Source organism: Bradyrhizobium sp. USDA 4341 (assembly GCF_054063755.1).
The window spans coordinates 9812361-9839018 of record NZ_JBSSGO010000002.1; the positions used below are offsets into that span (position 1 = coordinate 9812361).

Annotated in this window: 28 protein-coding genes; 17 read left to right on the forward strand and 11 right to left on the reverse strand. The window is 63.1% G+C overall.

The annotated features are described in order from the left end of the window. Positions 1 to 17: 17 nt before the first annotated feature. Positions 18 to 1931 carry a right-handed parallel beta-helix repeat-containing protein gene (locus ACVIGB_RS51415; RefSeq protein ID WP_456723468.1) on the reverse strand — a complete coding sequence of 638 codons (1914 nt, stop codon included), beginning with the start codon at positions 1929 to 1931 and terminating at the stop codon, positions 18 to 20. Positions 1932 to 2094: 163 nt separating this feature from the next. Continuing rightward, positions 2095 to 3036 (reverse strand): LysR family transcriptional regulator, encoded by a 942-nt coding sequence (locus ACVIGB_RS51420; protein ID WP_456723467.1) that lies wholly within the window; start codon positions 3034 to 3036, stop codon positions 2095 to 2097. Positions 3037 to 3132: 96 nt separating this feature from the next. On the opposite strand from ACVIGB_RS51420, the gene ACVIGB_RS51425 reads away from it, so the two are divergent. Further along, positions 3133 to 4356 (forward strand): MFS transporter, encoded by a 1224-nt coding sequence (locus ACVIGB_RS51425; RefSeq protein ID WP_456723466.1) that lies wholly within the window; start codon positions 3133 to 3135, stop codon positions 4354 to 4356. Positions 4357 to 4419: 63 nt separating this feature from the next. After that, positions 4420 to 4764: a Lin0512 family protein gene (locus ACVIGB_RS51430; protein ID WP_229170061.1), complete on the forward strand. Its 345-nt coding sequence runs from the start codon at positions 4420 to 4422 to the stop codon at positions 4762 to 4764. A 30-nt stretch (positions 4765 to 4794) separates the two neighbouring features. On the opposite strand, the gene ACVIGB_RS51435 is transcribed toward ACVIGB_RS51430, so the two are convergent. Then, the gene (locus ACVIGB_RS51435) at positions 4795 to 5664 is read right to left on the reverse strand and encodes an SDR family oxidoreductase (protein ID WP_456723465.1); all 870 of its coding nucleotides are present in this window, start codon (positions 5662 to 5664) and stop codon (positions 4795 to 4797) included. Positions 5665 to 5742: 78 nt separating this feature from the next. Between ACVIGB_RS51435 and ACVIGB_RS51440 the strand changes: the two genes are divergently transcribed. Beyond that, on the forward strand, positions 5743 to 6447 hold the full coding sequence (locus tag ACVIGB_RS51440; RefSeq protein WP_456723464.1) for a glutathione S-transferase family protein: 705 nt from the start codon (positions 5743 to 5745) through the stop codon (positions 6445 to 6447). Here the strand turns inward: ACVIGB_RS51440 and ACVIGB_RS51445 are convergent. After that, on the reverse strand, positions 6444 to 6998 hold the full coding sequence (locus ACVIGB_RS51445; RefSeq protein WP_456723463.1) for a disulfide bond formation protein B: 555 nt from the start codon (positions 6996 to 6998) through the stop codon (positions 6444 to 6446). The genes ACVIGB_RS51440 and ACVIGB_RS51445 overlap by 4 nt on opposite strands. Positions 6999 to 7006: 8 nt before the next feature. After that, positions 7007 to 7165 (reverse strand): DUF5993 family protein, encoded by a 159-nt coding sequence (locus ACVIGB_RS51450; RefSeq protein ID WP_171947542.1) that lies wholly within the window; start codon positions 7163 to 7165, stop codon positions 7007 to 7009. Positions 7166 to 7306: 141 nt separating this feature from the next. Between ACVIGB_RS51450 and ACVIGB_RS51455 the strand changes: the two genes are divergently transcribed. After that, complete coding sequence (locus tag ACVIGB_RS51455) at positions 7307 to 8635, forward strand: dicarboxylate/amino acid:cation symporter (RefSeq protein ID WP_456723462.1); 1329 nt, start codon at positions 7307 to 7309, stop codon at positions 8633 to 8635. 284 nt (positions 8636 to 8919) lie between these two features. Next, positions 8920 to 9561 carry a glutathione S-transferase family protein gene (locus ACVIGB_RS51460; RefSeq protein WP_456723461.1) on the forward strand — a complete coding sequence of 214 codons (642 nt, stop codon included), beginning with the start codon at positions 8920 to 8922 and terminating at the stop codon, positions 9559 to 9561. A 165-nt stretch (positions 9562 to 9726) separates the two neighbouring features. On the opposite strand, the gene ACVIGB_RS51465 is transcribed toward ACVIGB_RS51460, so the two are convergent. From ACVIGB_RS51465 to ACVIGB_RS51475, 3 genes are all read right to left on the reverse strand, one after another. Continuing rightward, on the reverse strand, positions 9727 to 11451 hold the full coding sequence (locus ACVIGB_RS51465; RefSeq protein ID WP_456723460.1) for a sulfatase-like hydrolase/transferase: 1725 nt from the start codon (positions 11449 to 11451) through the stop codon (positions 9727 to 9729). Between the two features lie 293 nt (positions 11452 to 11744). Then, positions 11745 to 12137, reverse strand: a complete 393-nt coding sequence (locus ACVIGB_RS51470; RefSeq protein WP_456723459.1) for a hypothetical protein — start codon at positions 12135 to 12137, stop codon at positions 11745 to 11747. 307 nt (positions 12138 to 12444) lie between these two features. Next, a complete protein-coding gene (locus ACVIGB_RS51475; RefSeq protein WP_456723458.1) occupies positions 12445 to 12672 on the reverse strand; it encodes a DUF6894 family protein in 228 nt (75 codons plus the stop codon). Positions 12673 to 12794: 122 nt separating this feature from the next. Here ACVIGB_RS51475 and ACVIGB_RS51480 point away from each other — a divergent pair, with 122 nt between their 5' ends. Further along, complete coding sequence (locus tag ACVIGB_RS51480) at positions 12795 to 13511, forward strand: Crp/Fnr family transcriptional regulator (RefSeq protein ID WP_456723457.1); 717 nt, start codon at positions 12795 to 12797, stop codon at positions 13509 to 13511. A 279-nt stretch (positions 13512 to 13790) separates the two neighbouring features. Here ACVIGB_RS51480 and ACVIGB_RS51485 read toward each other — a convergent pair whose 3' ends face one another. Then, positions 13791 to 15344, reverse strand: coding sequence for a winged helix-turn-helix domain-containing tetratricopeptide repeat protein (locus ACVIGB_RS51485; RefSeq protein ID WP_456723456.1), 1554 nt, complete (start codon positions 15342 to 15344; stop codon positions 13791 to 13793). 156 nt (positions 15345 to 15500) lie between these two features. Between ACVIGB_RS51485 and ACVIGB_RS51490 the strand changes: the two genes are divergently transcribed. The 4 genes from ACVIGB_RS51490 (at position 15501) to ACVIGB_RS51505 (ending at position 18885) form a co-directional block, all read left to right on the forward strand. Beyond that, positions 15501 to 16541 (forward strand): alpha/beta fold hydrolase, encoded by a 1041-nt coding sequence (locus ACVIGB_RS51490; RefSeq protein ID WP_456723455.1) that lies wholly within the window; start codon positions 15501 to 15503, stop codon positions 16539 to 16541. Between the two features lie 21 nt (positions 16542 to 16562). Next, complete coding sequence (locus ACVIGB_RS51495) at positions 16563 to 17072, forward strand: cytochrome P460 family protein (protein ID WP_456723454.1); 510 nt, start codon at positions 16563 to 16565, stop codon at positions 17070 to 17072. A gap of 97 nt (positions 17073 to 17169) precedes the next feature. Beyond that, complete coding sequence (locus tag ACVIGB_RS51500) at positions 17170 to 17538, forward strand: ArsC family reductase (RefSeq protein ID WP_456723453.1); 369 nt, start codon at positions 17170 to 17172, stop codon at positions 17536 to 17538. A gap of 1137 nt (positions 17539 to 18675) precedes the next feature. Next, positions 18676 to 18885: a hypothetical protein gene (locus ACVIGB_RS51505; protein ID WP_210284271.1), complete on the forward strand. Its 210-nt coding sequence runs from the start codon at positions 18676 to 18678 to the stop codon at positions 18883 to 18885. A 216-nt stretch (positions 18886 to 19101) separates the two neighbouring features. Here ACVIGB_RS51505 and ACVIGB_RS51510 read toward each other — a convergent pair whose 3' ends face one another. Then, positions 19102 to 19692 carry a hypothetical protein gene (locus ACVIGB_RS51510; RefSeq protein WP_456723452.1) on the reverse strand — a complete coding sequence of 197 codons (591 nt, stop codon included), beginning with the start codon at positions 19690 to 19692 and terminating at the stop codon, positions 19102 to 19104. Positions 19693 to 19722: 30 nt separating this feature from the next. Then, positions 19723 to 20325: a PAS domain-containing protein gene (locus tag ACVIGB_RS51515; RefSeq protein ID WP_456723451.1), complete on the reverse strand. Its 603-nt coding sequence runs from the start codon at positions 20323 to 20325 to the stop codon at positions 19723 to 19725. Positions 20326 to 20664: 339 nt separating this feature from the next. Between ACVIGB_RS51515 and ACVIGB_RS51520 the strand changes: the two genes are divergently transcribed. The 7 genes from ACVIGB_RS51520 to ACVIGB_RS51550 form a co-directional block, all read left to right on the forward strand. Further along, complete coding sequence (locus tag ACVIGB_RS51520) at positions 20665 to 21420, forward strand: ABC transporter ATP-binding protein (protein ID WP_024581422.1); 756 nt, start codon at positions 20665 to 20667, stop codon at positions 21418 to 21420. Beyond that, positions 21413 to 22156 carry an ABC transporter ATP-binding protein gene (locus ACVIGB_RS51525; protein ID WP_456723450.1) on the forward strand — a complete coding sequence of 248 codons (744 nt, stop codon included), beginning with the start codon at positions 21413 to 21415 and terminating at the stop codon, positions 22154 to 22156. Before ACVIGB_RS51520 ends, ACVIGB_RS51525 begins: the two co-directional genes overlap by 8 nt. Positions 22157 to 22198: 42 nt before the next feature. Then, positions 22199 to 23419, forward strand: coding sequence for an ABC transporter substrate-binding protein (locus ACVIGB_RS51530; RefSeq protein ID WP_456723449.1), 1221 nt, complete (start codon positions 22199 to 22201; stop codon positions 23417 to 23419). A 64-nt stretch (positions 23420 to 23483) separates the two neighbouring features. Beyond that, complete coding sequence (locus tag ACVIGB_RS51535; protein WP_456723448.1) at positions 23484 to 24347, forward strand: branched-chain amino acid ABC transporter permease; 864 nt, start codon at positions 23484 to 23486, stop codon at positions 24345 to 24347. Between the two features lies 1 nt (position 24348). Further along, positions 24349 to 25317, forward strand: coding sequence for a branched-chain amino acid ABC transporter permease (locus tag ACVIGB_RS51540; RefSeq protein WP_092113368.1), 969 nt, complete (start codon positions 24349 to 24351; stop codon positions 25315 to 25317). Between the two features lie 144 nt (positions 25318 to 25461). Beyond that, the gene (locus tag ACVIGB_RS51545; RefSeq protein WP_456723447.1) at positions 25462 to 26106 is read left to right on the forward strand and encodes a DUF47 domain-containing protein; all 645 of its coding nucleotides are present in this window, start codon (positions 25462 to 25464) and stop codon (positions 26104 to 26106) included. A 13-nt stretch (positions 26107 to 26119) separates the two neighbouring features. Beyond that, positions 26120 to 26658, forward strand: a 539-nt coding sequence (locus tag ACVIGB_RS51550; protein WP_456749367.1) for an anion permease, incomplete at its 3' end; no start/stop codon positions are given.

Here is a 26658-nt window from a genome sequence, read left to right on the forward strand (position 1 = left end):
AGCGGCGTCGCGCTCGCTCAGGGCAGCCGGTTGCCGGCGAGATGCACTGTGCGCTTGTCGCAGCTGGGATCGATCGCGACCGCATTCGTCGCGATCCGGCCGTGTGCGGCGATATTGTTGCTGATCTCGACGTTTCTGGCGCGGCCGACGAAGATCGCGCTGTCGGGCTTGATATGGAAGAAGTCGCCGGCCCCGAACGCGCCGCCGCGCAGAAATGTCTGGCCGATTACGTTGCCGGCGATTTTGACGCTGTCGGCATTGCTGACGAAGATCGCGTAGATGTAGGAATCGTCGATGTGATTGCCTTCGATGATGACGCGCCGGTTCTGGAAATTGTCCTGAAATCCCTTGGCGCCTTCCGGGGGCACCATGCCGACATAGATGGTGCCGAGCGTGCCGCTGCCGCTGGTCAGCTCATTGGCGCCGTTGATGCAATGGCTGAAGCGGTTGTTACGGAACACGAGGTTCTCGGCAAATCCCGACTCCGACCAGAAGCCGATGTCGCTCCCTGCCTGCAGCGCGACGCCGGTCGAGAACGTGAACTGGCAGTTCTCGACGATGGCGTTCGGCGCCTTCATCAGCACGCGGCCGCAGGCGTGGAAATTGCAACGCAGCACGGTGGCGCCGGATCCGATGTGCGTTAGCGAGGTGATGGCATCGCCGGTCTTGAGCGGCAGGTCCTGCTGCAGGACCACGTCGTAGATCAGGTCCGGCAACGTGGTCGGGCTCCGGTTCTTCCAGAGCTGGGCGATCTTCGCCTTCAGCTCCGGCGCGTGGCGCTTGGTCAATTGCTCGACCTTGCCGCGTCCGAGGGAGCGAAACGTCGCATGGTCGCAGCTCTCGACATCGTCGCCGGCCGCGAGGCCGACGTCCCATTTCGGGCTGAGCAGAAACCGCCGCGGCGCGGTCTTCGCCACGACGTAGTAGTAGAAGCCGTGCACGTTGACGGCATCGTCGGAGGTATTGGCGAAACTGCAGTCCTCCATGGTCGGACCGCGCGCGACCGCGGTGAAGTGCGAACCGTCGGAATTGGTCGAGATCAGGCGGTCGGTCGTCGCGCCCTTCGGCCGGGGTCCCGGAACGACCGAGACCTTCTGCAGCATCATCGAGCCTTCGCCGCCGTTCTCGATGATGCCCATGCCCGGCGAGGCCAGCAGCTTCAGATCGATCAGGCTGGTGGCGACGCTGGAGTCCACCGCGATGGCGTGCGCGCCGCTATTTGCGATGGTGACGACGTCACCGACCGTGATCGGCAGCTGGCTCGGGAAGCGATCGTTCGCGCCCCACCGCAGATGCACCTTGATCTGGCCGTCGCTGAGCCGCGTGGCATGGGCCGGTGAGAGGAAATCCCTGGCGCCGGTCTTCAGCGCCCGGTTGCGGCGGTCCATCACCTTGAAGAAGCCATCCGTGAAGGTGGCCAGCAGTGCGGCATCATCGGGATAGCCGGGATCGACCTTCACCGTGATGTCGACCGCTTGCTTGTCGAAGGCGGTGATCGTTCCCTGGGTGAAGGGAAGGGGATCGTAGTCGATGGTGAGATCGCGGATGGTGAGGCGGTTGCAGCCGGAGATCGCGAAGGTCCCGCTACGTGCCGTGTTGATGAGCTGCGCGCCATTGCCGTTGAGCTCGAAGCCGTGCAATTGCCGGAACGCGAGCGGCCGCTTGATCCGGTAGCTGGCGTTCTTCTCCAGATTGAGGACGATGTGAACCGGCCCCGCCTTGCTCGCATCAGCCGCTGCCTTGGCGATGGCGGCCAGCGCCTTGGCAAAGGCCGCGTCGGCGTCGCCGCCGGAGGTGGCTGTGAAGGTGGCCATGTCGAAGGTCGCCGCCCCAGCGGCTGGCGCCGGTTCGGCACGGCTTTCGCTGCCGAGCCGCGGCGTCGCCACAAAAAGCGAGGCAAGCGTCAGCGCTCGCCGGCGGCTGATCGGCATGGGCACGGCTCCTTGCGAGACCGGGATCGGTCGCGCGCACTATCCGTCCGCGGAGATGAACCGCAGCGAAATGGCGGGGAGTTGGCGCGAGGCCTCTCGACGTCGTGATGTGAGATCGAGGATTGAGGCGCTTGCGCAGGGGCGGGCGAGCGGCAGCCGCGACTCAGGGTTTTTTCGCCGCCTTCGCCCTGATCTTCGGCGTATGGCCTTGTGCGGCGATCCGCGTCAGCGCATCGGCGAAGGCACGTGCGGCGGGGCCGAGCGGTTCGTCGAGCCGGTGGGCGAGATAGGCCTCCATCGCGAGCGCCGCGTTGCGGCCGAGTGCGCCGGTTTCGACCCGCACCAGGCGGCGATCCCTGAGGTCGCGCGCGACCTGCCAGAGCGGCAGGCGGCCCCAGCCGAGCCCGGCCAGGATCATGGCGTGCTTGGTGTCCTGATTGCTCACCCTGCAAATCTGCGGCGAGAGCACGCCGAAGCTGCGGCCTTCCGACAGCGGCGTCGGATCTGACAGCACGATCTGCAGATGATCGGCAAGGTCGGCGACGCTCTTGCGGCCGCGGCGCGCGAGCGGATGGCTTGCGGAGGCGACGGCGACGATTTGCACGGCGCAGATCGCGTCGAGCGCGAGGCGGGGATCGCGAAAATCCTCGCCGACGGTGACGGCGAGCGCGCTGCGCCGTTCGGTCAGGGCTGTGATCGGCCCGCCCATCGGTTCGACCGCGAGCCGCACGCTCACGGACGGATAGGCGGACCGCATTTCCGTCAGCGCTGCGCCGACGGCGGCGATCGGAAACAGGGTGTCGACCACCAGCGAGAGTTCCGGCTCCACCCCGTCACCAAGGCCGTGCGCCCGCGCCCGCATCGCGTCGACGCGGAGCAGCAGGTCGCGCGCGTTGCCGAGCAGTGCCTTGCCTTCCGCCGTCAGCGCCGGGCGATGGCCGGAGCGGTCGAACAGCATTAGACCAAGCTCGGACTCGAGGTTGGCGATGGCATGGCTGACCGCGGACTGCACCCGCGCGAGCTTGGTCGCGGCGGCGCGAAAGCTGCCGCTTTCGGCGATGGTGACGAAGACCCGGATCTGGTCGAGCGTGAGGTTATCGAGCATGATCTATGAAATCGATCAACTGGATGCAAAACATATCACTCCTGTCGATGATCGGGAAACGCTATCTGTGGCGGCTTGAACTGGACGGGTGGACGCATGACGATCGAGACGGCCGTGGTGCAGCAGAGCGGGGCAAGGCGATGGGCGACGGTTGCCGTCGTGACCGGTTGCGGGATCGGCGCCGCGCTCCAGGTCGGGAAGGTGCCGATTGCCGCAACGATGCTGCAGCAAAGCCTCGGCATCGACCTCGCTGCGGTCGGAACAATCGCCGGCATCTTTGCGGTGCTGGGGCTGGTCGGCAGCGTTCCGGCGGGCGTCGTGATCGCCGCGGTCGGCGCGCGCAGGGTGCTGCTGTGCGGGCTTGCGGCCATCACGCTCGGTGCGGCGTCGGGCGCGCTCGCGCCGCAGCTTGCGGTGCTGCTGGGATCGCGCCTGCTGGAAGGGCTCGGCTTCCTGCTGGTGATGGTCTCTGCCCCCGCACTGCTCAATCGCGTGGTCGATGTCGGTGCGCGCGACATCACCATGGCGGTGTGGAGTTGCGTGATCCCGTTCGGGATCGCGCTGGCGCTGGTCGCGGGTCCGATGTTCGACGGCTGGCGCGCGATCTGGTGGGCCAGCGCCGCTTTTGCCGCTCTGCTGTTCGTCCTTGCCAGCGTCATCGTGCCTGAAGTGGCATCGCGGACCGGCCCGGCGCGTGCCGGCTTGATGCAAGAGGCCACCGCGCTGGCGCGGCGCCGCACCCCGGCACTTCTGATGGTGCTGTTCGGGCTCTACAGCCTGATGTTCTTTGCGGTGTTCAGCTTCCTGCCGATCCTTTTGACCGAGCGGCTCGGCGTCTCCAGCCAGAGTGCCGGCGGGCTCAGTGCGTTGGCGGCGGCCGCTAATGTCGTCGGCAATCTCGCCGCCGGCAATCTGCTCGCGCGCGGAGTGAGCCGGACTGGGTTAATTGCAGTTGCGGCCGTCGTGATGGGCGCGTCCGCGCTTGGTATCTTCCTGCCGGTGCTCGGCGGGTGGGGCGCATTCATTCTGTGCCTGCTGTTCTCCGCAACCGGCGGCCTGATCCCGGCGACGTTGCTCGCGACCGCACCCGCGGCGGCGCGTTCGGCGGCGATGGTGCCGGTCATGATGGGCCTCCTGATGACGGGCAGCAATTTCGGCCAGGTGACCGGACCGATCGCGGTCGGCGCCATCGTCTCGGCATGGGGCTGGAGCGCGGCCTGCGTCATGGTGGTTGCCGCGGCGATCCTCGCAGGCCTTGCGGCATGGATGCTGTCGCGCGGCGATCACAACAGCGTCAGCGAGGCGAGAGACCCGGCTTGACGCCGCGCGCGCGGAGGGCGAAGGAGTGAAGGTCTCTCACGCCAACGACAACAGGAAAGTTTCATGACACGCGTGCGCTGCATCACCGAAATGGGCATGGGCGTCGACGTTCACGGCCGCGACGCCACCAAGGCCGCCAAGCGCGCGGTTTCGGATGCGATCCGCCATTCCAGCCTCGGCTTCTTCCGCATGCTCGGCAAGACTGCCAACGACATGTTCGTCGACGTCACGATCGCCGTGCCGAATCCCGAAGCGGTCGATACCGACGCCGTCGCCAGGGAATTGCCCTATGGCACCAAGACCGTAAAGGCGATCGCCGGCGGGCTCGAGATTCCGTCCGATCTCGGCAACGACCCGATCCTGATCGCGAACGCCGCCGTCATCGTCAGCTTCGACGACGGCAAATAATCGAGGAGCGGCGGGCGGCGTATGCGTGCGTTATTCGTCGCCCTTGAAGTAGTCGGGCTTGCCGGTGGTCCAGGTCTCGCCCCAATGCTGGCCGCCGCCGTCGACGGTCAGCGTCTCGCCGGTGATGAATTTTCCGGAGGGCGCGGCCAGGTAGACCGCGGCTTCCGCGATGTCCCAGGGCGTGCCCGGACGCATCATCGGGTTGGAGCGCGGATAGGCGGCGCGCGCCGCCTCGCTGTAGACGTTCCAGCCCTCGGTCTCGATCGCGCCGGGCGCGATGCAATTGATGCGGATGTTCAGCGGCGCCCATTCGACCGCGAGCGCGCGCGACAGGCCGATCACGCCGGAGCGCGCGGCGATCGTGTGCGCGATGCCGTAGAGGCCGTGCGTCGTGACCACGACGATATTGACGATGCTGCCGGGATGTTTGTGGTCGCGCCAGCGCTGGGCCGCGGCCTGCATCATGTACCAGGTGCCGTTGAGGTTGGTGTTGATGACCGCGTTCCAGCCCTTGATCGAGAAATCGATCGCGGCTTGCGGGAATTGGCCGCCGGCGCTGTTGACGAGGTGATCGATACGGCCATGCTCGCCCCACAGCGCATCGAACATCGCGTTGACCGCGTCGGGATCCTTGATGTCGGCAACATGCACAGACACCTTGAGGCCGCGATGGCCGAGAGAATCGACGAGCGCATCGAGCTTGTCGGCATTGCGTCCCACGATCACGACATGCGCGCCGAGCCGGGCGAACAGCCACGTGATGGCGCGGCCGATGCCGCCGGCGCCGCCGGATACGACAACGAGCTGCCCGGCCAACGCGCCTGCCGCAAACACGGTCGGATGTGTTGCGAGCTCGTCGTCGGAAAGGCCGAGCCTTGTGCCTGTCTGTTGATCGTTCATGGCCGGTTGCAGACCTTGCGGCTTTCAATGAGCTCCGTACATTAGCCACCCAACAACAACCGTGCAAAGAATGTCGACATGACCGACCTGTCAGCCTTTCCCATCACAAAACGCTGGCCTGCCCAGCATCCGGACCGCCTGCAGCTCTATTCGCTGCCGACGCCGAACGGCGTGAAGGTCTCGATCATGCTCGAGGAGATCGGGTTGCCCTACGAGGTCCATCTCGTCGACTTCAACAAGGATGATCAGAAGACGGCGGAGTTCCTGTCGCTGAATCCGAATGGCAAGATCCCGGCGATTCTCGATCCCAACGGTCCCGGCGGCAAGCCGCTGCCGCTATTCGAGTCGGGCGCGATCCTACAATATCTCGCCGAGAAGACCGGCAAGCTGTTGCCGGCGGATGCGGCGCGCCGCTACCAGGCGATCCAATGGGTGCACTTCCAGATGGGCGGCTTAGGGCCGATGTTCGGCCAGGTCGGGTTCTTCCACAAATTCGCCGGCAAGGATTATGAGGACAAGCGGCCGCTGCAGCGCTATGTCGCCGAGTCCGCGCGCCTGCTCGGCGTGATGGAAACGCATCTCGCCGGGCGGCAATGGTTCATGGATGATGAATACAGCATCGCCGACATCTCGATGCTCGGTTGGGTGCGCAATCTAATCGGCTTCTACGGCGCGCGGGAGCTCGTCGAATTCGACCAGTTCAAGCATGTCGCTGGCTGGCTGGAGCGCGGTCTCGCGCGTCCGGCGGTGGAACGCGGGTTGAATATTCCCAAGCGGCCTTAAGCAGCCTGCTTCAGCAGCTCGTAGACGATCGGATTGTCGGCGCAGGCGGCAAAGCCGCATTCGAGCAGGGTAGAGAGCACGTTCAGCGCCGTCAGCCCGACCACCAGCCACACTGCACCTCGTGCGAATTTGCCGGGCGAGGCACCCGGCGCCGTGCGGTGGTCGAACTGGCGGTCGAACAGCAGCATGGCGGCGAGCAGGACGATCGCGGCGATGAATCCGATCAGCGCCCACGTATAATAATGATAGCCGAGCAGCGCCGACCCATAGCCGGCGTCGCCGGGGAGGATGTGCAGCAGGACCTGCCGGGTCGAGACCGAGGCGCCGAGCACGGCCGTCAGCAGCGACAGGGCATAATGGCTCGGCCGCGGTCCGAAGCGGATGTTCAGGACCGGTCCGATCGCCAGCAGAGCAAAAAGGATGCGCTGCAACAAACACAGCGGGCAGGGCAGCTCGTGCAGCAACAGCTGGGCCGCAAAAGCTGCGGCCAGTAACAGCGCGAGGCCATAGAGCGCGAGGGCATTGAGGGTCACTGCCTGCGTGTCGGTCATGGCTGGCCTCAGAAAGACAGCGTGAGGCGGTCGGTGGCGTGGTGCAGCAAGGTCGCGACGCAGGCGACCAGGATCACCGCGAACAATCCGATCGCGACCGGACGCGGGCCACGCCAGGCCACCAGCATGGCGATGGTGATGGCGAGAAACAGGGTGGTGAATTCCATCTCAGCCTCCGGATGCGAGCCGGCCGTAGTCTATGACAGATTCGTGTGCGCGCGCGGCGGGTGCGAATGGCCATTGTCGCTTGCGCGCGGCTCCGCCAAGATGGCATCACCAGTTGAGTTCATTCCAGCCCGGGGCACCTCATGACCACAGACGCGATCAAGCCCGCCGTCCATCACAAACATCAGCCCTGGTACAAGATCCTCTACATCCAGGTGCTGATCGCGATCGCCGCCGGCGTGTTGATCGGTCATTTCTATCCGGGCCTCGGCAAGCAGTTGAAGCCGCTCGGCGACGGCTTCATCGCGCTGATCAAGATGATGATTGCCCCGGTGATCTTCTGCACCGTGGTGCACGGCATCTCCTCGATGGGCGACCTCAAGCGCGTCGGCCGGGTCGGGCTGAAGGCGCTGATCTATTTCGAGGCGGTGTCGACGGTTGCGCTCGCGGTGGGCCTTCTGATCGGCGAGTTGCTGCAGCCCGGTCGCGGCTTCAACATTGACCCCTCCACGATCGATCCGAAGTCCGTTTCCACCTACGTGACGCAGGCGAAGGAGCAGGGCATTGTTGCCCATCTGATGGCGATCATCCCCGACAGCTTCTTCGGCGCGCTTGCGCGCGGCGACCTGCTGCAGGTGCTGCTGATTTCGATCCTCTCGGGGTTTGCCATTGCCTTGATGGGCAAGCCCGGCGAGCCGATCGCCGAGGCGATCGACAAGGCGTCCAAGATGTTCTTCGGCATCATCCGGATGATCGTCCGTGTCGCGCCGCTCGGCGCGTTCGGCGCGATGGCCTTCACGGTCGGCGCTTACGGCCTCGGCTCGCTGGTGAATCTGGCGGCGCTGATCGCCACCTTCTATCTCACCAGCATCCTGTTCGTGCTGATCGTGCTGGGTGCGATCGCGCGGCTGGCGGGTTTTTCGATCATCCGCTTCATCGCCTACATCAAGGACGAGCTCCTGATCGTGCTCGGCACCTCGTCGTCGGAGACGGTGCTGCCGCAGATGATCCAGAAGATGGAGCATCTCGGCGCCTCGCGCTCGGTGGTCGGCCTCGTGGTGCCGACCGGCTACAGCTTCAATCTCGACGGCACCAACATCTACATGACGCTGGCGACGCTGTTCCTGGCGCAGGCCACCAACACCCATCTGACGATCTGGCAGGAGCTCGGCATCCTCGGCATCGCCATGATCACCTCGAAGGGCGCCTCCGGCGTCACCGGCGCCGGCTTCATCACGCTCGCCGCGACGCTGTCGATCGTGCCCGACATTCCGATCCAGTCGATCGCGATCCTGGTCGGCATCGACAAGTTCATGAGCGAGTGCCGCGCGCTGACCAATCTGATCGGCAACGGCGTCGCCTGCGTCGTGATCAGCCTCTCCGAGGGCGAGCTCGACAAGGACGCGCTGCACGAGACCATGGCGCATCCGCTCGAGCTCGGCGAGGCGCTCGAGCCGGGCGGCTCCGGCTAGAGCAATATGAAGTTATGGGGCCGTCGCAGGGGGGCGCTGCCAAAATATCGAAAACAACCCCATGCAAAGGAGCCGGCGGCGGTCGGCGTTCGGCCAGGCAACTTGACACGTCGGGCAAATCAGGAATACATTTCTAATATTCAGAAATTGCGCTGGCGTCCGCTCGCCCCAAGGCTTTTGCCTTTTGCCCTATGGCAGTTGCGGCTTTTGCAACTGATGCTTCCATAGCGCAGGCGGGAAGGAGGGAATGCGCCTCATCCAGCCCAGTCCAGGAGCGCTCAACTATGCTCACCGTCTATGGCGAAGGTCGCGGCTTCCGTGTCGTTTGGCTGCTCGAGGAATTGGGATTGGCTTATCGGCTGCGCCCGGTCGATCTGTTCGCAGTCGAGAACGATCGCGATTTCCTCGCGATCAACCCCGCCGGCTTCATCCCCGCACTGCAGGACGGCGAGACAATCATGGTCGAATCGATCGCGATTCTTGAGTACCTGCTCGCCCGCCACGGCTCAGGTTCGCTCGCCGTCGCCCCGGACGATCCCGCCTTCGCTTCCTATCTGCAATTTCTCCACCTGGGCGAGGCCGGGCTCGCCGGGCCGATGAACGCCGTCATTGTCGGTCGCCAACTGGCGCCCGAAGCCGAGCGAGATGCCCGGGTGACCTGCTGGGCACGCGAGACCTTCGAGAGCCGGCTGGGGTTGGTTATCCGCCGCCTCGCGGATTGCCGCTATCTCGCCGGCGATCGATTCACTGCTGCCGATATCTCGGTGAGCTACGCCCTCCTGCTCGGACTGCGAACCGGCAACTACGTCCCCGGTCTTATCGAGCGAGACTATCTCGCCCGCACGACGGCACGCCCTGCCTACGTCCGAGCGATGGAAAGCTGCCAGGCCACCAAGGCCTGGGCGGCGAGATCACCGGGATTGTAGCGCTCGCTTCATCGGAGCGGCCAAGCGACTGGAGTGGTACCGCGTAAGCCGTGTACTCATTGAGCGGCCGGCGCCTGATGTCCGCTTGAGCGCAACAGCGGCGGAAAAGCGGACATCTCCCGAGATCGCCGAAGGGCCAATACGCGACATCAAACAACCGCGCAATCACTCCTCCCGATCCATGTCAATGTTATTCCATTCCGGCAGCTTCTTGATGAACTGGAAAGGATCGAATGGGAGCTTGGCAATATCCACCCGTGGCTCGCCGGCAGCCTTGGTTTCCGGTCGTGCGTTCTCGATGCCGGTGAGCGGGAAAGCACGCTCCTCCCCAGTGTTCGGGTATTTCTCCATCCACAACTGGTGGCGAGTCTTCATGATGTTGAACATCCCCTTGGCAGGGAACATCGGCAGCATCTTGCCGCTCGTTTCGCGCGGATCGGTGAATAGATCGTAGAAGGAAGCTCCTGACAGGCCGGGATGCTCTCCAACCCAGACGCGCTTGTATCGACCCTTCACCGTCGCAGCTAGAACGTTGCCGGTGTAAATGAAAACATAGTCACGCCGACTGAAGGTGTCGCCTTTCAGGAACAATGCGGTTTGATCTACGCCATCGATGATGCGGTCGGTCGGTATGTTATCCGTTGCTCCGGCCAAGTGTGCGAAGGTAGTGAACAGATCAGTCTCGTGAATGATATCGCCAACGGTCTGCCCCGGGGCAATCACGCCGGGCCACCAAGCCATGGCTGGAACGCGGACACCACCTTCGAGGTAGTCACCTTTGCCGCCGCGATAGAGCGTCTCCGCCATGCCCGGAGGACCATTGTGCGTCATCGGACCGTTGTCAGCCATCAGAATGACAAGCGTGTTCTCCGCGATCCCGAGGTTTTTCAGCTCGGTCATCAGGGTGCCGATCCAAGCGTCAAGCCGGGCAAACGCCTCTTGCGGTAATCCCCCACTGGCAGTCAATCGATTGGGAAAGCCAAGGAACGAAGTCGCGATGGGCCAGTAGTCAACAAAGAACGGCTTTTTGGCCGCCGCGTTCTTGCGAATGAAATCGATGGTCCGCTTTTGCATCTCTGGATCGAGCTTCGTGTAGTCGTCGTGATTTGGTGCCCGGCCAAACTCCCTTACAGGCCCGCCCTTCGTGCCTTCCAACGCAAACACATAGCCCCTTGGTCGCCAACCGGCGTCAATGTCATAAGGGTCTTTGCCAAACATTTCGGGGAATAGGACGGCGGGTGAAAGCACATTCAACTGCCCCGGCGGAGTGTAAAGGCTCGGCACCTGGTTGTAGGGCGTCCATAGCGCCTCATCGAAACCGTGTTTGGTCAGGTAGCTGGCTTCAATATCGCCGACATGCGCCTTGCCGTAGAAGGCGGTCGCATAACCAGCTTTGGAGAGCACGTCCGCAGTCGTAACCTCCGTGGAGGCCAAGCCGCCATACTCATAGGGAAAGCCGACATTGTACATGCCGTTGCGGATGGGGTGACGACCGGTCAATACCGCCGCACGGCTCGGCGTGCAGGACGGTTCGGTGTACATCCGCATGAAGTTGATGCCGTCGGCAGCGAGACGGTTGATGTTCGGCGTTTCAAAACCTCGCACCTTCTGGATGGCAGGAATGCCCACCTCGCCGACCGCTGTGTCGTCCCACATTATATGGATGATGTTGGGCGGCGTGCCGTACTTTTGTCGAAGCTCCGCGAGCTTGCGGTTGATGTCCTGATCTTCAGCAGCCCACCGCTGCCCGTGCTGGGTCGCCAGGATGTAGTATTCGGAGTCGTGAACAATTTCGGGTTTTGCATTTTGCGCGATGGCAGATTGGTTGGCGATCGCGCAGCCGAGAAACAAAGAAACCACAGCAGTAGCGCACATCAAGGTCTGCTTCATCGCCGTACCTCGTTATTGGGTTCCGAACTGTGAATAACATGATTGATGCAATTATTAAGTGCAGCAAAGTCTGAGAATAAGGGAGTTGATCCAAATCAAGGCACGAAGCTTGGCTTGGCAGCGCCAAGATGAACCGAACGATCATGTCACACAAGAACGGGCAGTCAAATGTCCGCTAAGGGGCAGACTCGGAAGTCGGAGCGCGCGATCGCGACGTCCGCTTCACTACCGGCACCGGACCTTCAATAGCCAGCGCGGCACTTCCGAAAGGGGCCATAAGCGGACAGCGCGCTCTAGAGTCCCGTCAGTGCACGGTTCACTGAAATCCCTTGCAGCCTCTTCTCATCTGCATTCGGACGCAATATTATCTTCCACTCAATTGTGACTAGCGGGATTCCAGCCCATCTTTCGTAATCGCATTCGTAATACACGCCGCGCCGCCCGACTCCTCTCGCGCATTTCGCGCCAGCGGAAACCAGCTCTTTCTGCAAAACTTGAAGATCTGAACCCGCAGGAAAGCGACTGTTCAGATATTTTTGCGCGGCGCTCACAATCTCTTTTCGCGGCAAGGACTCGAAATACTTGAAATCGAAAGTCGTCGGATCTCCTCCCATCGCTTCTTCACAACATATGGATGGAAATACGAAGACTAGTAGTGACACCCAACCTGCCGAGCCCGAGCGCATCTCCCATGTCCTTCAGCCAGTTGTTAGATTACGAAAATCTGACGGCGCGGAAAATACAAGTTACTCTGCTAGTGACTCTACGATGTATTCAATTGGTTTGGGCATGCACAGCTAAAAATTGCAATTTGCAGGTGGTTGCTCCGGCCGAAGTCTTGTCTTGATGTCTGCTGAGGGTCAAACTGAGACCTCGCATTGGCGGGTCGGCACTTCCGGTCTTCATTCGGAAACGGACTTCGTCACGGCCGTCCGGCATGTCTCAAGAGGGCAAGAAGCCGAAGCCAGAAGTGAGACAGGTGCTGACAGATGTTCAGTGCCTTTCAGTCAGCAGGCGGAGAACCCACAATAGATTTCCTGCCGCATCGGTTACTTCCATCCGCCATTCCAGGTCTGGCCTCAGCGAGCCATCCAGGTCTTGGAGGAGCTTTCCAGCAGTGATCGTGGCCTCCTTCCAGGCTGCGTCATCGTTGGGAAGCTCTTCGCCGATTTCGTCGGGAAAATGCCGCTTCCCATGTTCGATGTGAAAAAAATACCGCATTCACACGACCGATCGGCATAATTGACGTAGTGGGATAATATTTAACCTCTGCGCTCGTTCCGGGCGTATGGTGGGGTGGAACCGGACGGCTTCCTATCTCGACGGTTGACAAGGAACATAAGATGCCGATCGAGATGATGATCCGCAAGCTGCGGCAGCACTCTGAGTTGCCCAACGAAGATGTTCAAGCCCTCCGGTCGATCGTCGCGCCGGTGAAGAGTTTGCCGCCAGATTCACCGATCGTTCGCGAGGGGGACAATAGCACCCAATGCTGCGTGGTTCTGAGCGGCTTCGCCTATCGGTCCAAAGTGTCGGAAGACGGCAAGCGACAGATCCTATCGTTTCACATCGCGGGCGACATACCCGATCTTCATGGGCTGGCATTGAAGCGGATGGATCACGACCTGACGACGCTCTCAAAAGCGCAGGTTGGTTTTATTGATCACGATGAGCTCGAACGGACCATTGGTACGCGACCGGCTTTGGCTAGAGCGCTCTGGCGCGAGTCGCTTGTTGACGCCGCGCTGTTCCGGCAATGGATCGTCAATCTGGGCACACGATCGGCATCGGGACGTATGGCCTATTTGATTGCGGAATTGCGCCAGCGGCTTGGAGCGATGGATATGGTCGCTAACGAGCAGTTTGACTTTCCGGTTACTCAATCGAAGCTGGCCGACGCGCTTGGACTGAGCGTCGTGCATGTCAACCGCGTCCTGCAGGCGTTCCGAACCCAAGGCATTCTTGATTTCAAGCGCTCTGTCGTCACGCTGGGCGACCTCGAAAAGATCGCCCAACTCGGGGGCTTTGACAGCCTTGAGAACGATATCGGCGCGAAGTAGCGCCTGCTGCGGTCTGGGAGAAACGCGAGGGCTTCGCTTGGGGTCAAACTCGACAAAACTCAAGGTGAGCATAATGCGTCCGCTTTCGGGCACATCGCGACCGCTCCCATCGGCACGGGCTCATTGAGCCTCACTGCCGAGCCATGATTCAAATCGTTGACCGAAGCGGGCCACGCGCTACGAACTCTAAGACGAGGAATGGACTGCCATCAGGCCGATGCTGCCAAACAAGCCGCGCGGCGTACCACGGGTGAATGACGTCGCGTCGTCAGAGCGGCATCAGTCCGGGACGCCAGCCGCCTTGAGGGTTTCACGATAAGTCGCTGACATCGATTCCACCGGGAATGGAATTCGCGACATGAATCCGGAGATCGAAAATTCCGGATCGACCTTGAGCAATTCGCGCGCGATCTGGGTCGCGCGCGCGTTGTCGCCGGTCTTGACCAGCGCGACTATCAAGACGCGGAGTGCCACCGCGAAGCGGCGGTTCTGCGCCAGCGCCTTGTCGGCCCACGTCACTGCCTCGGCAAAATTGTTATCGAGCACTGCGCAGATCGCCAGCGCCGCGGAGGCGAACCAGCCGCGCGGGTCGCGCGGGTTGAGCCGCTGCGCGCGCTCGATCATGGCGCGGCCGGCCTGCTGGTTGCCGCGCATCGCCTCGATCCAGCCGCCGAGCACCAGCGCCATCGCCGAGTTCGGGTTGATCGCAAGCGACCGCTCGAACAATTCGCGCGCGGGCTCGATCTCGTCGGCCATGTTCCAGATCGCGAACGCCGCCATCCACAGCACCTGCGGGTCACCGGGCGCGAGCTCGACCGCGCGCCAGGCCTGCGCGACCGCGCGTTCCCGGTAGGAGTCATCAGGCTTCAGCCAGCCCTGGACGTGACGCATCGCATGGCAATAGGCCGACGCCGCCAGCGCCGGCGCGTAAGCCGGATCGAGCGCCAGCGCCTGGTCGAGGCAATCGAGCGCGGCTTCCATGCTCTCGGGCGTGAACTGGTAGCGCAGGCTGTAGGCGCGCAGCAGCAGGTCGTAGGCGTCGAGCCTGTCGGGCGGCGCCGTCCGGACCCGCTCGGCCTCCGCGACCAGCAAGGTCGGCTCGATCGCGCCGACCACGTTCTCGGTGATGCGGTCCTGCAGGTCGAACACGTCGGTCGCCGTGCCGTCGAAGCGGTCGGCCCACAGATGCGCGCCGGAGACGGCGTCGATCAACTGGCCGGTAATGCGCAGGCGGTCGCCGCCGCGACGGACGCTGCCTTCGAGCACATAGCCGACGCCGAGATCGCGCCCGACCTGGCGGATATCGACCGCCTTGCCCTTGTAGGTGAAGGCGGAGTTGCGCGCGATCACCGTGAGGCGGCTGCAGCGCGCCAGCGCGGTGGTGATGTCCTCGGCGATCCCGTCGGCGAAGTAATCCTGCTCGGGGTCGCCGCTCATATTGGTGAAGGGCAGCACCGCGATCGACGGACCCTCGCTCGGCCGCGGCGGCGCGGCCTTGTCCGCGACCTGATGATCGGGCGCGATGTCCTCCCTGACATCGCCGACAAAGCGGAGGCCTTTGCGGGGCAGGGTGCGGATCAACCGCTGCTCCTCGCCATTGTCGCCGATTGCGGTCCGCGCCGCATTGACCCGGCTGCTCAGCGTCGCTTCCGAGACGATCCGCCCGTGCCAGACCGCCGCCAGCACCTCGTCGCGGCTGACCACGCGGTCGCGGGCGCGGATCAGGAACTCGAGCAGGTCGAAGACCTGCGGCTCGACGGCCACCAGGGCACCGCCGCGGCGCAGCTCCCGCCGCCCGGAATCGAGGATCAAGTCGTTGAAATGGTAAGTCAAATTCGATGATCCGGCGGCTGAATGCGGGGCGGAACCTAGCACAGGCGGCGTGGGGCCAAAATCACGACGGTCTGAAGGACAAATCCACGTCCTCTGAAAGCGGACTGGGGCGGTCTCTGCAATATTCAATCGCGACACCAGACGCAGGAGATCGCCATGTCCCAATCCATCAATCAGCAACGCCGCCGCTTCCTTGGCATCGCCGGCGGGATCCTCGCCGTTTCCAGGCTCGGCTTCATCGGATCGGCCGAGGCCCAGTCCAAGCCGGTGCTATCAGCGGTCAAGGCCGGTAGCCACACCACGATCGGTCCGGTCAAGCAGATCAATGCCGGCCTGCTCGATACCGGTTATGTCGAGATGGGCCCGGCGTCAGGTCCGGCAGTGATCCTGCTGCACGGCTGGCCGTATGACATCCACAGCTATGCCGACGTCGCGCCGGCGCTGGCGGAGGCCGGCTATCGGGTGATCGTGCCGCATCTGCGCGGCTACGGCACCACGCACTTCCTCTCAGGCGATACGATGCGCAGCGGCCAGCCGGTCGCGGTCGCCGCCGACATCATTGCGCTGATGGACGCGTTGAAGATCGAGAAGGCCGTGCTCGGCGGCTATGACTGGGGCGCGCGCACCGCCAACATCATGGCGGTGCTCTGGCCCGAGCGCTGCAAGGCCATGGTGTCGGTCAGCGGCTATCTGATCGGCAGCCAGGCGACCGGCAAGATGCCGCTGCCGCCGAAGGCGGAGCTGCAATGGTGGTACCAGTTCTATTTCGCCACCGAGCGCGGCCGCGAGGGCTATGCCAAGAACCGGCACGACTTTGCCAAGCTGATCTGGCAGCTCGCCTCGCCGCAATGGAAGTTCGACGACGCCATCTATGACCGCAGCGCGGCGGCATTCGAGAATCCTGACCATGTCGATATCGTGATCCACAATTACCGCTGGCGGCTTGGGCTCGCCGAGGGCGAGGCAAAGTACGACGCGTTCGAGAAGACGCTGGCCCAGGCGCCCGTCATCGCGATCCCGACCATCACGATGGAGGGCGATGCCAACGGCGCGCCGCATCCGGAGCCCGCGGCCTATGCCAAGAAGTTCTCCGGACATTACGAGCATCGGACCCTGATCGGCGGCATCGGCCACAATCTGCCGCAGGAAGCGCCGCAGGCCTTCGTCCAGGCCATCGTCGACGTCAGCAAGATCTGAGCCGAGCGCGGATCACGGATCATGAAGCAGGTTGTGAAATGGGCAGCTGCCGCGATCGCGGCAGCCTGCATCAGCGCGTCATTGCCGTTTGCCGTCGGGCACGCCGATGATGCGGCATTGGCATCGCCGATCTTCGGCGTGAAAATTCCCGCAGGCTATCGCGACTGGAAGCTGGTCGCAGTCGGCGAGGAGACCGGGCTCGACGAACTGCGCAGCGTGCTTGGCAATGCGACCGCCGTGAAGGCCTATCAGAACGGTGCGGCGCGATTCCCCGACGGCACCGTGCTGGTGAAGCTCGCCTGGAAGCGCAAGCCGGTTGCAGGCCTCAACGGTGCGTTCATCACGGGGCAGGCGACCACCGTCCAGGTCATGGTCAAGGACTCCGCCAAATATGCTTCGACCGGTGGTTGGGGTTTTGGCCGCTTCATCGACGGCAAGCCGGTCGATGCCGCCCAGCACGAAACGTGTTTCGCCTGCCACGAGGCCCATGCCAGCGATCACGATTTCGTCTTCACGCGCTATGCGCGCTAGGCAACTCATATCGGTGTGGAGACCGGCGCCGTCCGATCTGGCGCCGTGATTGCTGCGGGGTTAGTTTCCCCGCAGCAATCGCATGCGGGGAACGGCTTTGACCATCACCATCTACGGCATCAAGAACTGCGACACCATGAAGAAGGCGCGCAGCTGGCTCGACGATCACGGCGTCGCCTATGACTTCCACGACTACAAGACCGCCGGGATCGCCAAGGACAAGCTCAAGCAGTGGAGCGACGAGGTCGGCTGGGAGACGCTGCTCAACCGCGCCGGCACGACCTTCAAGAAGCTGCCGGATGCCGACAAGGAAGGGTTGAACGAGCGCAAGGCGCTGGCGCTGATGGCCGAGCAGCCGTCGATGATCAAGCGCCCGGTGCTCGATCTCGGGCCGAAGCGCGTCGTCGGCTTCAAGCCGGACATCTATGCCAAGGAAGTGCCGGCAAAGGCACGCAAGAACGGCTGACGCGTTCCGCGCGACCCCCAGTTTGGGAGTTTGAATCACAGGGGGTGGGGCAATCGCAACGCTTCCAACCCGGCTCCCCGGCGCTTACGGGCAGAAGCGGACATCAACTTGCCAATAGTCCCCGCCGAGACCATTGAAAATGACCCGACACGGACATTGGGACGGCGTGGTTTTGCTTTCCCAAGCCGTTCATCAGTATTAAATTTCGTGGAAACCGTTCCGCCAACGGCGGTCGGAGGAAACTATCGCTGGATTGTCGGTTGAAGTTCCGGGAACAACGGAGGCTTCGGAAATGAAGAAAGCAGCATTGGCGTTAGTGACCGCTGCCACCATCGGTGTCTCTGCCTTGGTGGCCCCATCACCGGCCCAAGCGTGGCGTGGTGGTGGCTGGGGCGCTGGACTCGCGGCCGGACTAATCGGAGCGGCGGTAGTTGGTGGCATAGCCTCCAGCGCCTACGCCTATGGCCCAGGTTACGGCTACTACGGCGGACCGGGTTATGGCTATTACGGGGGGTACGCCCCCGTGTATTACGGCGGCTATGCGCCGGCATACTATAACTACGGCTACAACTATGGCCACGCCCCCGCATACTACGGCGGTTACCGGTCCTACTATGCTCGTCCCGCGTACCGGCGCGTTATTCGCCCCGCATACGCCTACGGCCCTAGGTACTATCGCGGGTATGGCTATCGCTGGTGATCGCCAGCGGCGCCACCGAAGTCTGGGCAACGAACGGTCGCGGGGAGGGGGCCGCGGCCTGCTTCGTTGCCCGCGGATGCTTGAGTGTTTGTAGCGAGCGGCGAGACGACCGTGAGCATTGACGTCGGCGGCAGGCATAGACCGATGGCCGGCGTGTCTTCTGTTGGCCCATTTCGGAAGTGCCCAGCGGGCTATCGAAAGTCCGGTGACGGAGTTTAAGCGGACGTCACGGTTGCGCCCTCCGACTTCCGCGTTTGAACCCGAAGCGGACATACGCGACACAACGAGTCTTCGCTATCGCAGGGGTGCAATGACGTATCGCCGCGAATTGATCCGTTGATCTGGATCAACGCTCCTGCTGACAGTGGCCGACAAATGGGCAGACAGACCAGACAGCTTTTGCCGTTTACGCAGTGTGACAACAGGGAGTAGGTGCAATGAGAGCTTTCTCAATTGTCGGACTGCTGTTTGCAGCAGTGGTGTTGGCGACGGTTCCGGTCTCGCCGCAGGTGACGCCGCGCGGCGTGGAGTTAAGCGTTGATCAAGCGCAGGCCTACACGTACCGGCGCGCCCGCGTGACTGCGCGTCGTGTCGACCGTCGCGTGTACCGCCATACGCGTCGCGCCGTGCGGCGTGGTGTCTATTAACGGAGCGCGATGGGCGCCGACAAGGTACGAGACGGTGAGCAAAGTGCTCGATCACTCGCCCGCGCCGACGAGGTGATTGAGTAAATCACCGCGGTTCGCGCATGTCGTTTGCTGCGGTGCATGAGTCCGAGTCTGGCCCATCGCGTCATTTGCTGCAGCAAAGGTGGTCGGTGTTGGCGCAAAGCGGACATCGCGCACCGCTTATGAGTACACGCCCTAGATCAGCTCGACCGAATCCTGGCTCGCCGGACGCTCCGCCGGCACGAACCTGCGATCGATCACCGCCCGCACGGTGACGACAGGCACGGCCTTCGCCTTGACGCCCATCAGATTGTGCAACCGAAATCCGCCCTCGATGCTGATCGCCTTGTAGGAACCGATGATGTGCTCGACGGTGTCGCCACGTCCGAACGGCAGCAGCAGCCGTTCATAGGACACGTCCTTGCCGTCGGCGTCGGTGAGCTCCGCAACCGTGTAGGTCGGACGCTTACGCGCCAGGCAGGCGCGATAGGAGAGGATGACGCCGGCATAGCGCTCCGGGCCGATCGCATCATCGAGATAGCGGTTGGTGCGCAGTCGCGGCTCGACGTGCTCGTTGCCATAGGCCGTCGTCAGCCGCGCGCCTTCCTGCGTGATCAGGAAGCGGGCCGCGTCACCGCTGCCGACCACGTCAAAACCCATCATGTCGGCGCGCTCGTCGGCGGTGCCGTCGGTGTGGAAATCGCACAGCAGGGGAAGGGCGTCCGGCATGCGCAGCGCGCGCAGCCAGGCGTTCAGCAGCACCCGCTGCGTGATCGATTTGACCACCGATGGATCGGCACTCCTGAATGGCATGGGCTAGCTGAATTCAAGCACATCCCCGGGCGGGATGCGGCCGGGGGCACGGTGGAACAGGTCGCGGTCGATGATCGCGCACAGCTTGAAGTTCGGCAGCGCGTCGTTGCCGCGCATCAGATTGCGGATCTCGAAACTGCCGCTCTCGCTGATCGTCTTCAGCGAGGCGACAAGATGCGTGACAGGCCCGCCATCCGAGAACGGCAGCAGCAGCCGTTCATAGGCCACGACGTGACCGTAGATGTCGTCGATATCGGTGATGGTATAGGCGGGCAGCCGCCGCGCGATGCATTCGTGGTAGACCGGCATCACGACCGGCGCGAGCCGCGGTCCGAGATAGTCGTCGAGCAGGCGTCCCTTGCCGCTATGTCCGTAGGCGGTGGCCATCCGCGTGCCGTCGCTCTCGATCGTCAGTTGCGGCGGCTCGACTGCCGCGTCGACGGTGAAGAACACGGTGTCGGGCAGATCTTCCTCGATCCGCTCCGGCTGAAATTCATCGATCCGCGGGATGGTTTGGCCACGGGCATAAAGTCGCAGCCACGTGTTCAGAAAATCACGTTGCCGGATCGACTTGATGACCGAGGAATTGGCGCTCTCGAAATGCAAGGCTCTGACCGCCCTTAATACAATGGCAGCAGCTTCGGCGAGAGGCGGAAATATTCTATGAAAAGGAAAGTCCGGAGCAAAACACCCTTAACGACGGCTTTCCGAGGCGCAAAGCGCGCTCGAAGGCCATTCGACTAAGGATCAACCGGAACTGGTCGTGCCAATACTGCACTGCACAGCTTTCCACCTTGCGTAACCGCCACAGATGACGGCATATTCCGGCCCGGAGGCGACAGGCCCCCGGACGGTTTCCAAGACGTACGGACAACCTGTCGGACACGAAAAAAGCTGGCCACGCGGGCGACGGGCTTCGCGGCGATGGCGTATGGGGGAATCTATTTGGCCGATGAGTTCATTCTCGAAACCAGCGGATTGACCAAGGAATTCGCGGGTTTCTTTGCCGTTCGCGACGTTGCGCTGAAGGTGCGTCGCGGCAGTATCCATGCGTTGATCGGGCCGAACGGCGCCGGCAAGACGACCTGTTTCAATCTGCTGACCAAGTTCCTGAAGCCGACGGGCGGGCAGATTCGTTACAAGGGCCAGGACATCACCGCGATGCCGCCGGCCGACGTGGCGCGGCTCGGGCTGGTGCGCTCGTTCCAGATCTCGGCGGTATTTCCGCATCTGACCGCGCTGGAAAACGTCCGCGTGGCGCTGCAGCGCCAGCACGGTTCGTCATTCGATTTCTGGCGTTCGAAAACCGTGCTCGACCGCTTCAATCCGCGCGCCCATGAACTGCTGAACGACGTTGGCTTGAGCGAATTCGCCAACACCCCGGCGGTCGAGATGCCGTACGGCCGCAAGCGCGCACTCGAAATTGCAACGACGCTTGCGCTCGACCCCGAGATGATGCTGCTCGACGAACCGATGGCCGGCATGGGCCACGAGGACATCGACAAGATCGCGGCGCTGATCAAGCGGATCTCCGCCAAATACACCATCCTGATGGTCGAACATAACCTCTCGGTGGTGGCCAACCTCTCCGACATCATCACCGTGCTGACGCGCGGGCAGGTGCTGGCGGAGGGCAACTACGCCGACCTCTCCAAGGACGAGCGCGTGAAGGAAGCCTATCTGGGAGCGGGTCATGGCTGAGGCAAAACTGGCGGAGAGGCCCGTGGCTGCGGCCGGCGCCGAGGTGCTGACGGTCAGTGATCTGCAGGCCTGGTACGGCGAGTCGCACATTCTTCACGGTATCAATTTCAACGTGAAGGCGGGCGAGGTGGTGACGCTGCTCGGCCGCAACGGCGCCGGCAAGACCACGACGCTGAAGTCGATCATGGGCGTCATCGGCAAGCGTACCGGCTCGATCCGTTTCGACAACAAGGAGATCATCCGCGCCACCTCCGACCGCATCGCGCGGCTCGGCATCGCATTCTGTCCCGAAGAGCGCGGCATTTTCGCCAGCCTCGACGTCCGCGAGAATTTGCTGCTGCCGCCGGTGGTGCGCCCCGGTGGCCTGCCGCTCGACCAGATCTTCACGCTGTTTCCTAACCTGAAGGAGCGGCTCAACAGCCAGGGCACCAAGCTCTCGGGCGGCGAGCAGCAGATGCTGGCGATTGCGCGCATCCTGCGCACCGGCGCGCGCTTCCTGATGCTGGACGAGCCGACCGAAGGGTTGGCGCCGGTCATCATTCAGCAGATCGGGCACACCATTGCGCGCCTGAAGTCGCAGGGATTCACCATCCTGCTGGTCGAACAGAATTTCCGCTTCGCCTCGACCGTTGCCGACCGCTACTACATCGTCGAGCACGGCAAGGTGATCGACGGCTTCGCCAATTCGGAGCTGTCGGCCAACATGGACAAGCTGCATACCTATCTCGGCGTTTGAAATCGCCGGAGCCAGAAAATTTAAGAACTGAGGGAATACGCCATGAGGAATACGATTTCAGCGCTTCTGCTCGGCACCGCGATGGTGCTCTCCGTCGCGGGCGTCGCCTCCGCTGACGACAAGACAGTCAAGATCGGCGTGTTGTCGGATCAGTCCGGCCTCTATGCCGACCTCGCCGGCCCCGGCTCGACGCTGGCGGCGCAGATGGCGATCGAGGACTCCGGCCTCAAGGCCAAGGGCTGGACCATCGACCTGATCTCCGGCGATCACCAGAACAAGCCAGATATCGGCACCACCATCGCCCGCCAGTGGTTCGACGTCGACAAGGTCGACACCATCGTCGACGTGCCGAATTCCGGCGTCGCGCTCGCGGTCAACAACGTCGTGAAGGAGAAGAACGGCGTCTACATCAATTCGGGCGCCGCGACTTCGGACCTCACCAACGCGCAGTGCACGCCGAATACGGTGCACTGGACCTACGACACCTACATGCTGGCGCACGCCACCGGCCAGGCGCTGGTGAAGGCGGGCGGGGACACCTGGTTCTTCCTGACTGCGGACTACGCGTTCGGCGCGGCGCTGGAGCGCGACACCACCGCCGTCATCCTCGCCAACGGCGGCAAGGTGGTCGGCGGCGTCAAGCACCCGCTCAACACCGCGGACTTCTCCTCGTTCCTGCTGCAGGCGCAGGCCTCCAAGGCCAAGATCATCGGTCTCGCCAATGCCGGCGGCGACACCACCAACTCGATCAAGCAGGCTGCCGAGTTCGGCATCGTCAAAGGCGGCCAGAAGCTCGCGGCGCTGCTGCTGTTCCTCACCGACGTCAAGGCGATCGGGCTGGAGACCGCGCAGGGCCTCAACTTCACCGAGACGTTCTACTGGGACCTCAACGACAAGACCCGCGCCTTCTCGAAGCGCTTCTCGGAGAAGATGAAGAGCGGCGCTCCTCCGACCATGGTGCAGGCCGGCGTCTATGCGGGCCTCACGCATTACTTCAAGGCGCTGGATGCGCTCGGCGGCAATCCGCATGACGGCGCCAAGGTGGTCGCCAAGATGAAGACCATCCCGACCGACGATCCGCTGTTCGGCAAGGGCGAGGTCGAGGCCAACGGCCGCGTCACCCACGACGCCTATCTGTTCGAGGTGAAGAAGCCCTCGGAGTCCAAGGGGCCGTGGGACTTCTACAAGCTGGTCGGCACCGTGCCGGGCAACCAGGCCTTCACGCCGCTCGACAAGAGCACCTGTGCGCTTCTGAAGAAGTGACGATCATGCCCGCCGGCCATGAGCGTGGTCGGCGGGCTTCATCTATCCAGCGAAAGCTCATTCGATGCAGGCTCTCTACGCACAGCTTCTGGTGGGACTGATCAACGGCTCGTTCTACGCGCTGCTCAGTCTGGGGCTCGCCGTCATCTTCGGCATGCTCAACATCATCAATTTCGCGCACGGCGCGCTCTACATGATGGGCGCCTTCGTGGCGTATTTCCTGCTCAATCTGGGCGGCATCAACTATTGGTGGGCGCTGCTCATCGCGCCGATCATCGTCGGCATTTTCGGCATGATCCTCGAGCGCACCATGCTGCAATGGCTCGCCGGGCTCGACCATCTCTACGGGCTGCTCTTGACGTTCGGGCTGGCGCTGATCATCCAGGGCGTGTTTCAGAACTATTTCGGCTCCTCCGGCCTGCCTTACTCGATCCCGGATCAGCTCAAGGGCGGCGTCAATCTCGGCTTCATGTTCCTGCCGATCTATCGCGGCTGGGTCGTCATCTTCTCGCTCGCGGTGTGCCTTGCCACCTGGTTCCTGATCGAGAAGACGCAGCTCGGCGCCTATCTGCGTGCCGCCACCGAGAATCCGACGCTGGTTCGCGCCTTCGGCATCAACGTGCCGCGCATGATCACGCTGACCTACGGGCTCGGCGTCGGTCTTGCCGCGCTCGCCGGCGTGCTGTCGGCGCCGATCAACCAGGTCCGCCCACTGATGGGCGCCGATCTCATCATCGTGGTGTTCGCGGTGGTCGTGATCGGCGGCATGGGCTCGATCATGGGCTCGATCATCACCGGCTTCGCGCTCGGCGTGATCGAGGGACTGACCAAGTATTTTTATCCCGAGGCCTCCAACACCGTGGTGTTTGTCCTGATGGTGGTGGTGTTGCTGGTGAAGCCAACGGGACTGACGGGACGGGCGGCCTGATATGTCAGCATTGACCGACGATACACTTCCGGTGACGCCGCGCGCGATCCGCGACGAGATGATCGTATTCGCCGTAATGGCGGTGCTGCTGGCGGTGGTGCCGTTCACGGGGATCTATCCCTTCTTCGTGATGCAGGCGCTGTGCTTTGCGCTGCTCGCCTGCGCCTTCAACCTTTTGATCGGCTATGGCGGCCTGCTGTCGTTCGGCCACGCCATGTTCCTCGGCACCGCCGGCTACGTCTCGGCCCATGCGCTGAAGGTGTGGGGGCTGCCGCCGGAGCTCGGCATCGTGGCCGGCACCGCCGCGGCGGCCTTGCTCGGCCTCGTCACCGGCTTCATCTCGATCCGCCGCCAGGGCATCTACTTCTCGATGATCACGCTGGCGCTGTCGCAGCTGCTCTATTTCATCTATCTGCAGGCGCCGTTCACCCATGGTGAAGACGGCATCCAGGGCATCCCGCAGGGGCACCTGTTCGGGATCTTCGACCTGTCGAAGCCGATGGTGCTTTACTACGTCGTGCTGGTCGGATTCCTCGCCGGCTTTCTCTTGATCTACCGCACCATCAACTCGCCATACGGCGAAGTCTTGAAGTCGATCCGCGAGAACGAGCCGCGCGCGATCTCGCTCGGCTACAAGACCGACCAGTACAAGATGCTGGCCTATATCCTGTCGGGCACGCTGGCGGGCTTTGCCGGCTCGCTGAAGGTGTTCGTGGCGCAGAACGCCTCGCTCACCGACGTGCACTGGTCGATGTCCGGCGAAATCGTGCTGATGACGCTGGTCGGCGGTCTCGGCACCATCTTCGGCCCAGTGGTCGGCGCGTTCGTGATCATCGCCATGCAGCAATATCTCGCCGGTTTCGGCCAGTGGGTGACGGTGATCCAGGGCGTGATCTTCGTGGCCTGCGTGCTGCTGTTCCGGCGCGGCCTGGTCGGCGAACTGGCCCACCTGCTGCGGCGGTCGCTGTAGGGCAGGGCACGCGATTTGCTGCCGACTTAGCGGTGGACGACCGCCGGTTCGGGCGGTCGATCCGGGTATTTTCCCAGCCAGATGCTCTATGACAGTTCTGTGACAGTCGCTAAAAGGGCTGTCCCGGAATGATGGAATTGAGACATGCTGCGCTGGTTTCGCGCCTTTCTGCCCAAGGAAGAGCGATTTTTCGACCTGTTCGCCCGCCACGCCCAGACCTCCGTGCAGTGCGCGCTGGCGCTGCAGGATATGCTGAAGGGCGGCGAGGAGACCCCGGTCTTCTGCCAGCGGGTCAACCAGTTCGAGAACGACGCCGATAGCGTCACCCGCGAGGTCCTGACCGCGGTTCGCCGCACCTTCATCACCCCGTTCGACCGCGGCGATATCAAGAACCTGATCACCGCGATGGACGATGCGGTCGACCAGATGCAGGCGACCGCCAAGGCCGTCATGCTGTTCGAGGTGCGCGAGTTCGAGCCGCCGATGCGCGAGATCGGCACCCTGATCGTCGAATGCGCCAACCTGGTCGTCCGCGCGCTGCCTCTGTTGCAGGCGATCGGACAGAACGTCTCGATGCTGACCCAGATCACCGAGGAGCTGACCAAGCTCGAGGGGCGGGTCGACGATCTCCATGATATCGGGCTCAAGGAATTGTTCCTGAAGCACCGCGACGCCAACACGATGGACTTCATCGTCGGCGCGGAGATCTACGATCACCTGGAGAAGGTCGCCGACCGCTTCGACGACGTCGCCAACGAGATCAACTCCATCGTTATCGAGCAAGTGTAAGGCGGGCCATCACGTGGACGCCACGCTGGGTCTTCCGGTCCTGACCATCCTGATTGCGGTCGCGCTGCTGTTCGACTTCCTGAACGGCCTGCACGATGCCGCGAACTCGATCGCGACCATCGTCTCGACTCGTGTGTTGCGGCCGCAATATGCGGTGTTCTGGGCGGCGTTCTTCAACTTCGTCGCCTTCGCGGTGTTCGGCCTGCACGTCGCCAACACGATCGGTACCGGGATCATCGAGCCGTCGGTGGTGGATGCGACCGTGATCTTCGCCGCGCTGGTCGGCGCGATCGCCTGGAACGTGATCACCTGGGCGCTGGGCATTCCCTCGTCCAGCTCGCACGCGCTGATCGGCGGCCTGGTCGGCGCCGGCATGGCGAAGGCGGGCATCTCGGCGGCGGTGTGGAGCGGGCTCACCAAGACCTTGCTCGCGATCGTGCTGTCGCCGCTGGTCGGCTTCCTGCTGGCGCTGGTGCTGGTTGCGATCGTGTCCTGGCTCTCGGTGCGCTCGACGCCGTTCGCGGTCGATCGCGCCTTCCGGATCCTGCAATT

Bases quoted from the DNA above. Each gene is read 5' to 3' on its own strand.
- ACVIGB_RS51415 (WP_456723468.1), bottom strand. From the start codon at position 1,931: ATGCCGATCAGCCGCCGGCGAGCGCTGACGCTTGCCTCGCTTTTTGTG.
- ACVIGB_RS51420 (WP_456723467.1), bottom strand. From the start codon at position 3,036: ATGCTCGATAACCTCACGCTCGACCAGATCCGGGTCTTCGTCACCATC.
- ACVIGB_RS51425 (WP_456723466.1), top strand. From the start codon at position 3,133: ATGACGATCGAGACGGCCGTGGTGCAGCAGAGCGGGGCAAGGCGATGG.
- ACVIGB_RS51430 (WP_229170061.1), top strand. From the start codon at position 4,420: ATGACACGCGTGCGCTGCATCACCGAAATGGGCATGGGCGTCGACGTT.
- ACVIGB_RS51435 (WP_456723465.1), bottom strand. From the start codon at position 5,664: ATGAACGATCAACAGACAGGCACAAGGCTCGGCCTTTCCGACGACGAG.
- ACVIGB_RS51440 (WP_456723464.1), top strand. From the start codon at position 5,743: ATGACCGACCTGTCAGCCTTTCCCATCACAAAACGCTGGCCTGCCCAG.
- ACVIGB_RS51445 (WP_456723463.1), bottom strand. From the start codon at position 6,998: ATGACCGACACGCAGGCAGTGACCCTCAATGCCCTCGCGCTCTATGGC.
- ACVIGB_RS51450 (WP_171947542.1), bottom strand. From the start codon at position 7,165: ATGGAATTCACCACCCTGTTTCTCGCCATCACCATCGCCATGCTGGTG.
- ACVIGB_RS51455 (WP_456723462.1), top strand. From the start codon at position 7,307: ATGACCACAGACGCGATCAAGCCCGCCGTCCATCACAAACATCAGCCC.
- ACVIGB_RS51460 (WP_456723461.1), top strand. From the start codon at position 8,920: ATGCTCACCGTCTATGGCGAAGGTCGCGGCTTCCGTGTCGTTTGGCTG.
- ACVIGB_RS51465 (WP_456723460.1), bottom strand. From the start codon at position 11,451: ATGAAGCAGACCTTGATGTGCGCTACTGCTGTGGTTTCTTTGTTTCTC.
- ACVIGB_RS51470 (WP_456723459.1), bottom strand. From the start codon at position 12,137: ATGCGCTCGGGCTCGGCAGGTTGGGTGTCACTACTAGTCTTCGTATTT.
- ACVIGB_RS51475 (WP_456723458.1), bottom strand. From the start codon at position 12,672: ATGCGGTATTTTTTTCACATCGAACATGGGAAGCGGCATTTTCCCGAC.
- ACVIGB_RS51480 (WP_456723457.1), top strand. From the start codon at position 12,795: ATGCCGATCGAGATGATGATCCGCAAGCTGCGGCAGCACTCTGAGTTG.
- ACVIGB_RS51490 (WP_456723455.1), top strand. From the start codon at position 15,501: ATGTCCCAATCCATCAATCAGCAACGCCGCCGCTTCCTTGGCATCGCC.
- ACVIGB_RS51495 (WP_456723454.1), top strand. From the start codon at position 16,563: ATGAAGCAGGTTGTGAAATGGGCAGCTGCCGCGATCGCGGCAGCCTGC.
- ACVIGB_RS51505 (WP_210284271.1), top strand. From the start codon at position 18,676: ATGAGAGCTTTCTCAATTGTCGGACTGCTGTTTGCAGCAGTGGTGTTG.
- ACVIGB_RS51525 (WP_456723450.1), top strand. From the start codon at position 21,413: ATGGCTGAGGCAAAACTGGCGGAGAGGCCCGTGGCTGCGGCCGGCGCC.
- ACVIGB_RS51530 (WP_456723449.1), top strand. From the start codon at position 22,199: ATGAGGAATACGATTTCAGCGCTTCTGCTCGGCACCGCGATGGTGCTC.
- ACVIGB_RS51535 (WP_456723448.1), top strand. From the start codon at position 23,484: ATGCAGGCTCTCTACGCACAGCTTCTGGTGGGACTGATCAACGGCTCG.
- ACVIGB_RS51540 (WP_092113368.1), top strand. From the start codon at position 24,349: ATGTCAGCATTGACCGACGATACACTTCCGGTGACGCCGCGCGCGATC.
- ACVIGB_RS51545 (WP_456723447.1), top strand. From the start codon at position 25,462: ATGCTGCGCTGGTTTCGCGCCTTTCTGCCCAAGGAAGAGCGATTTTTC.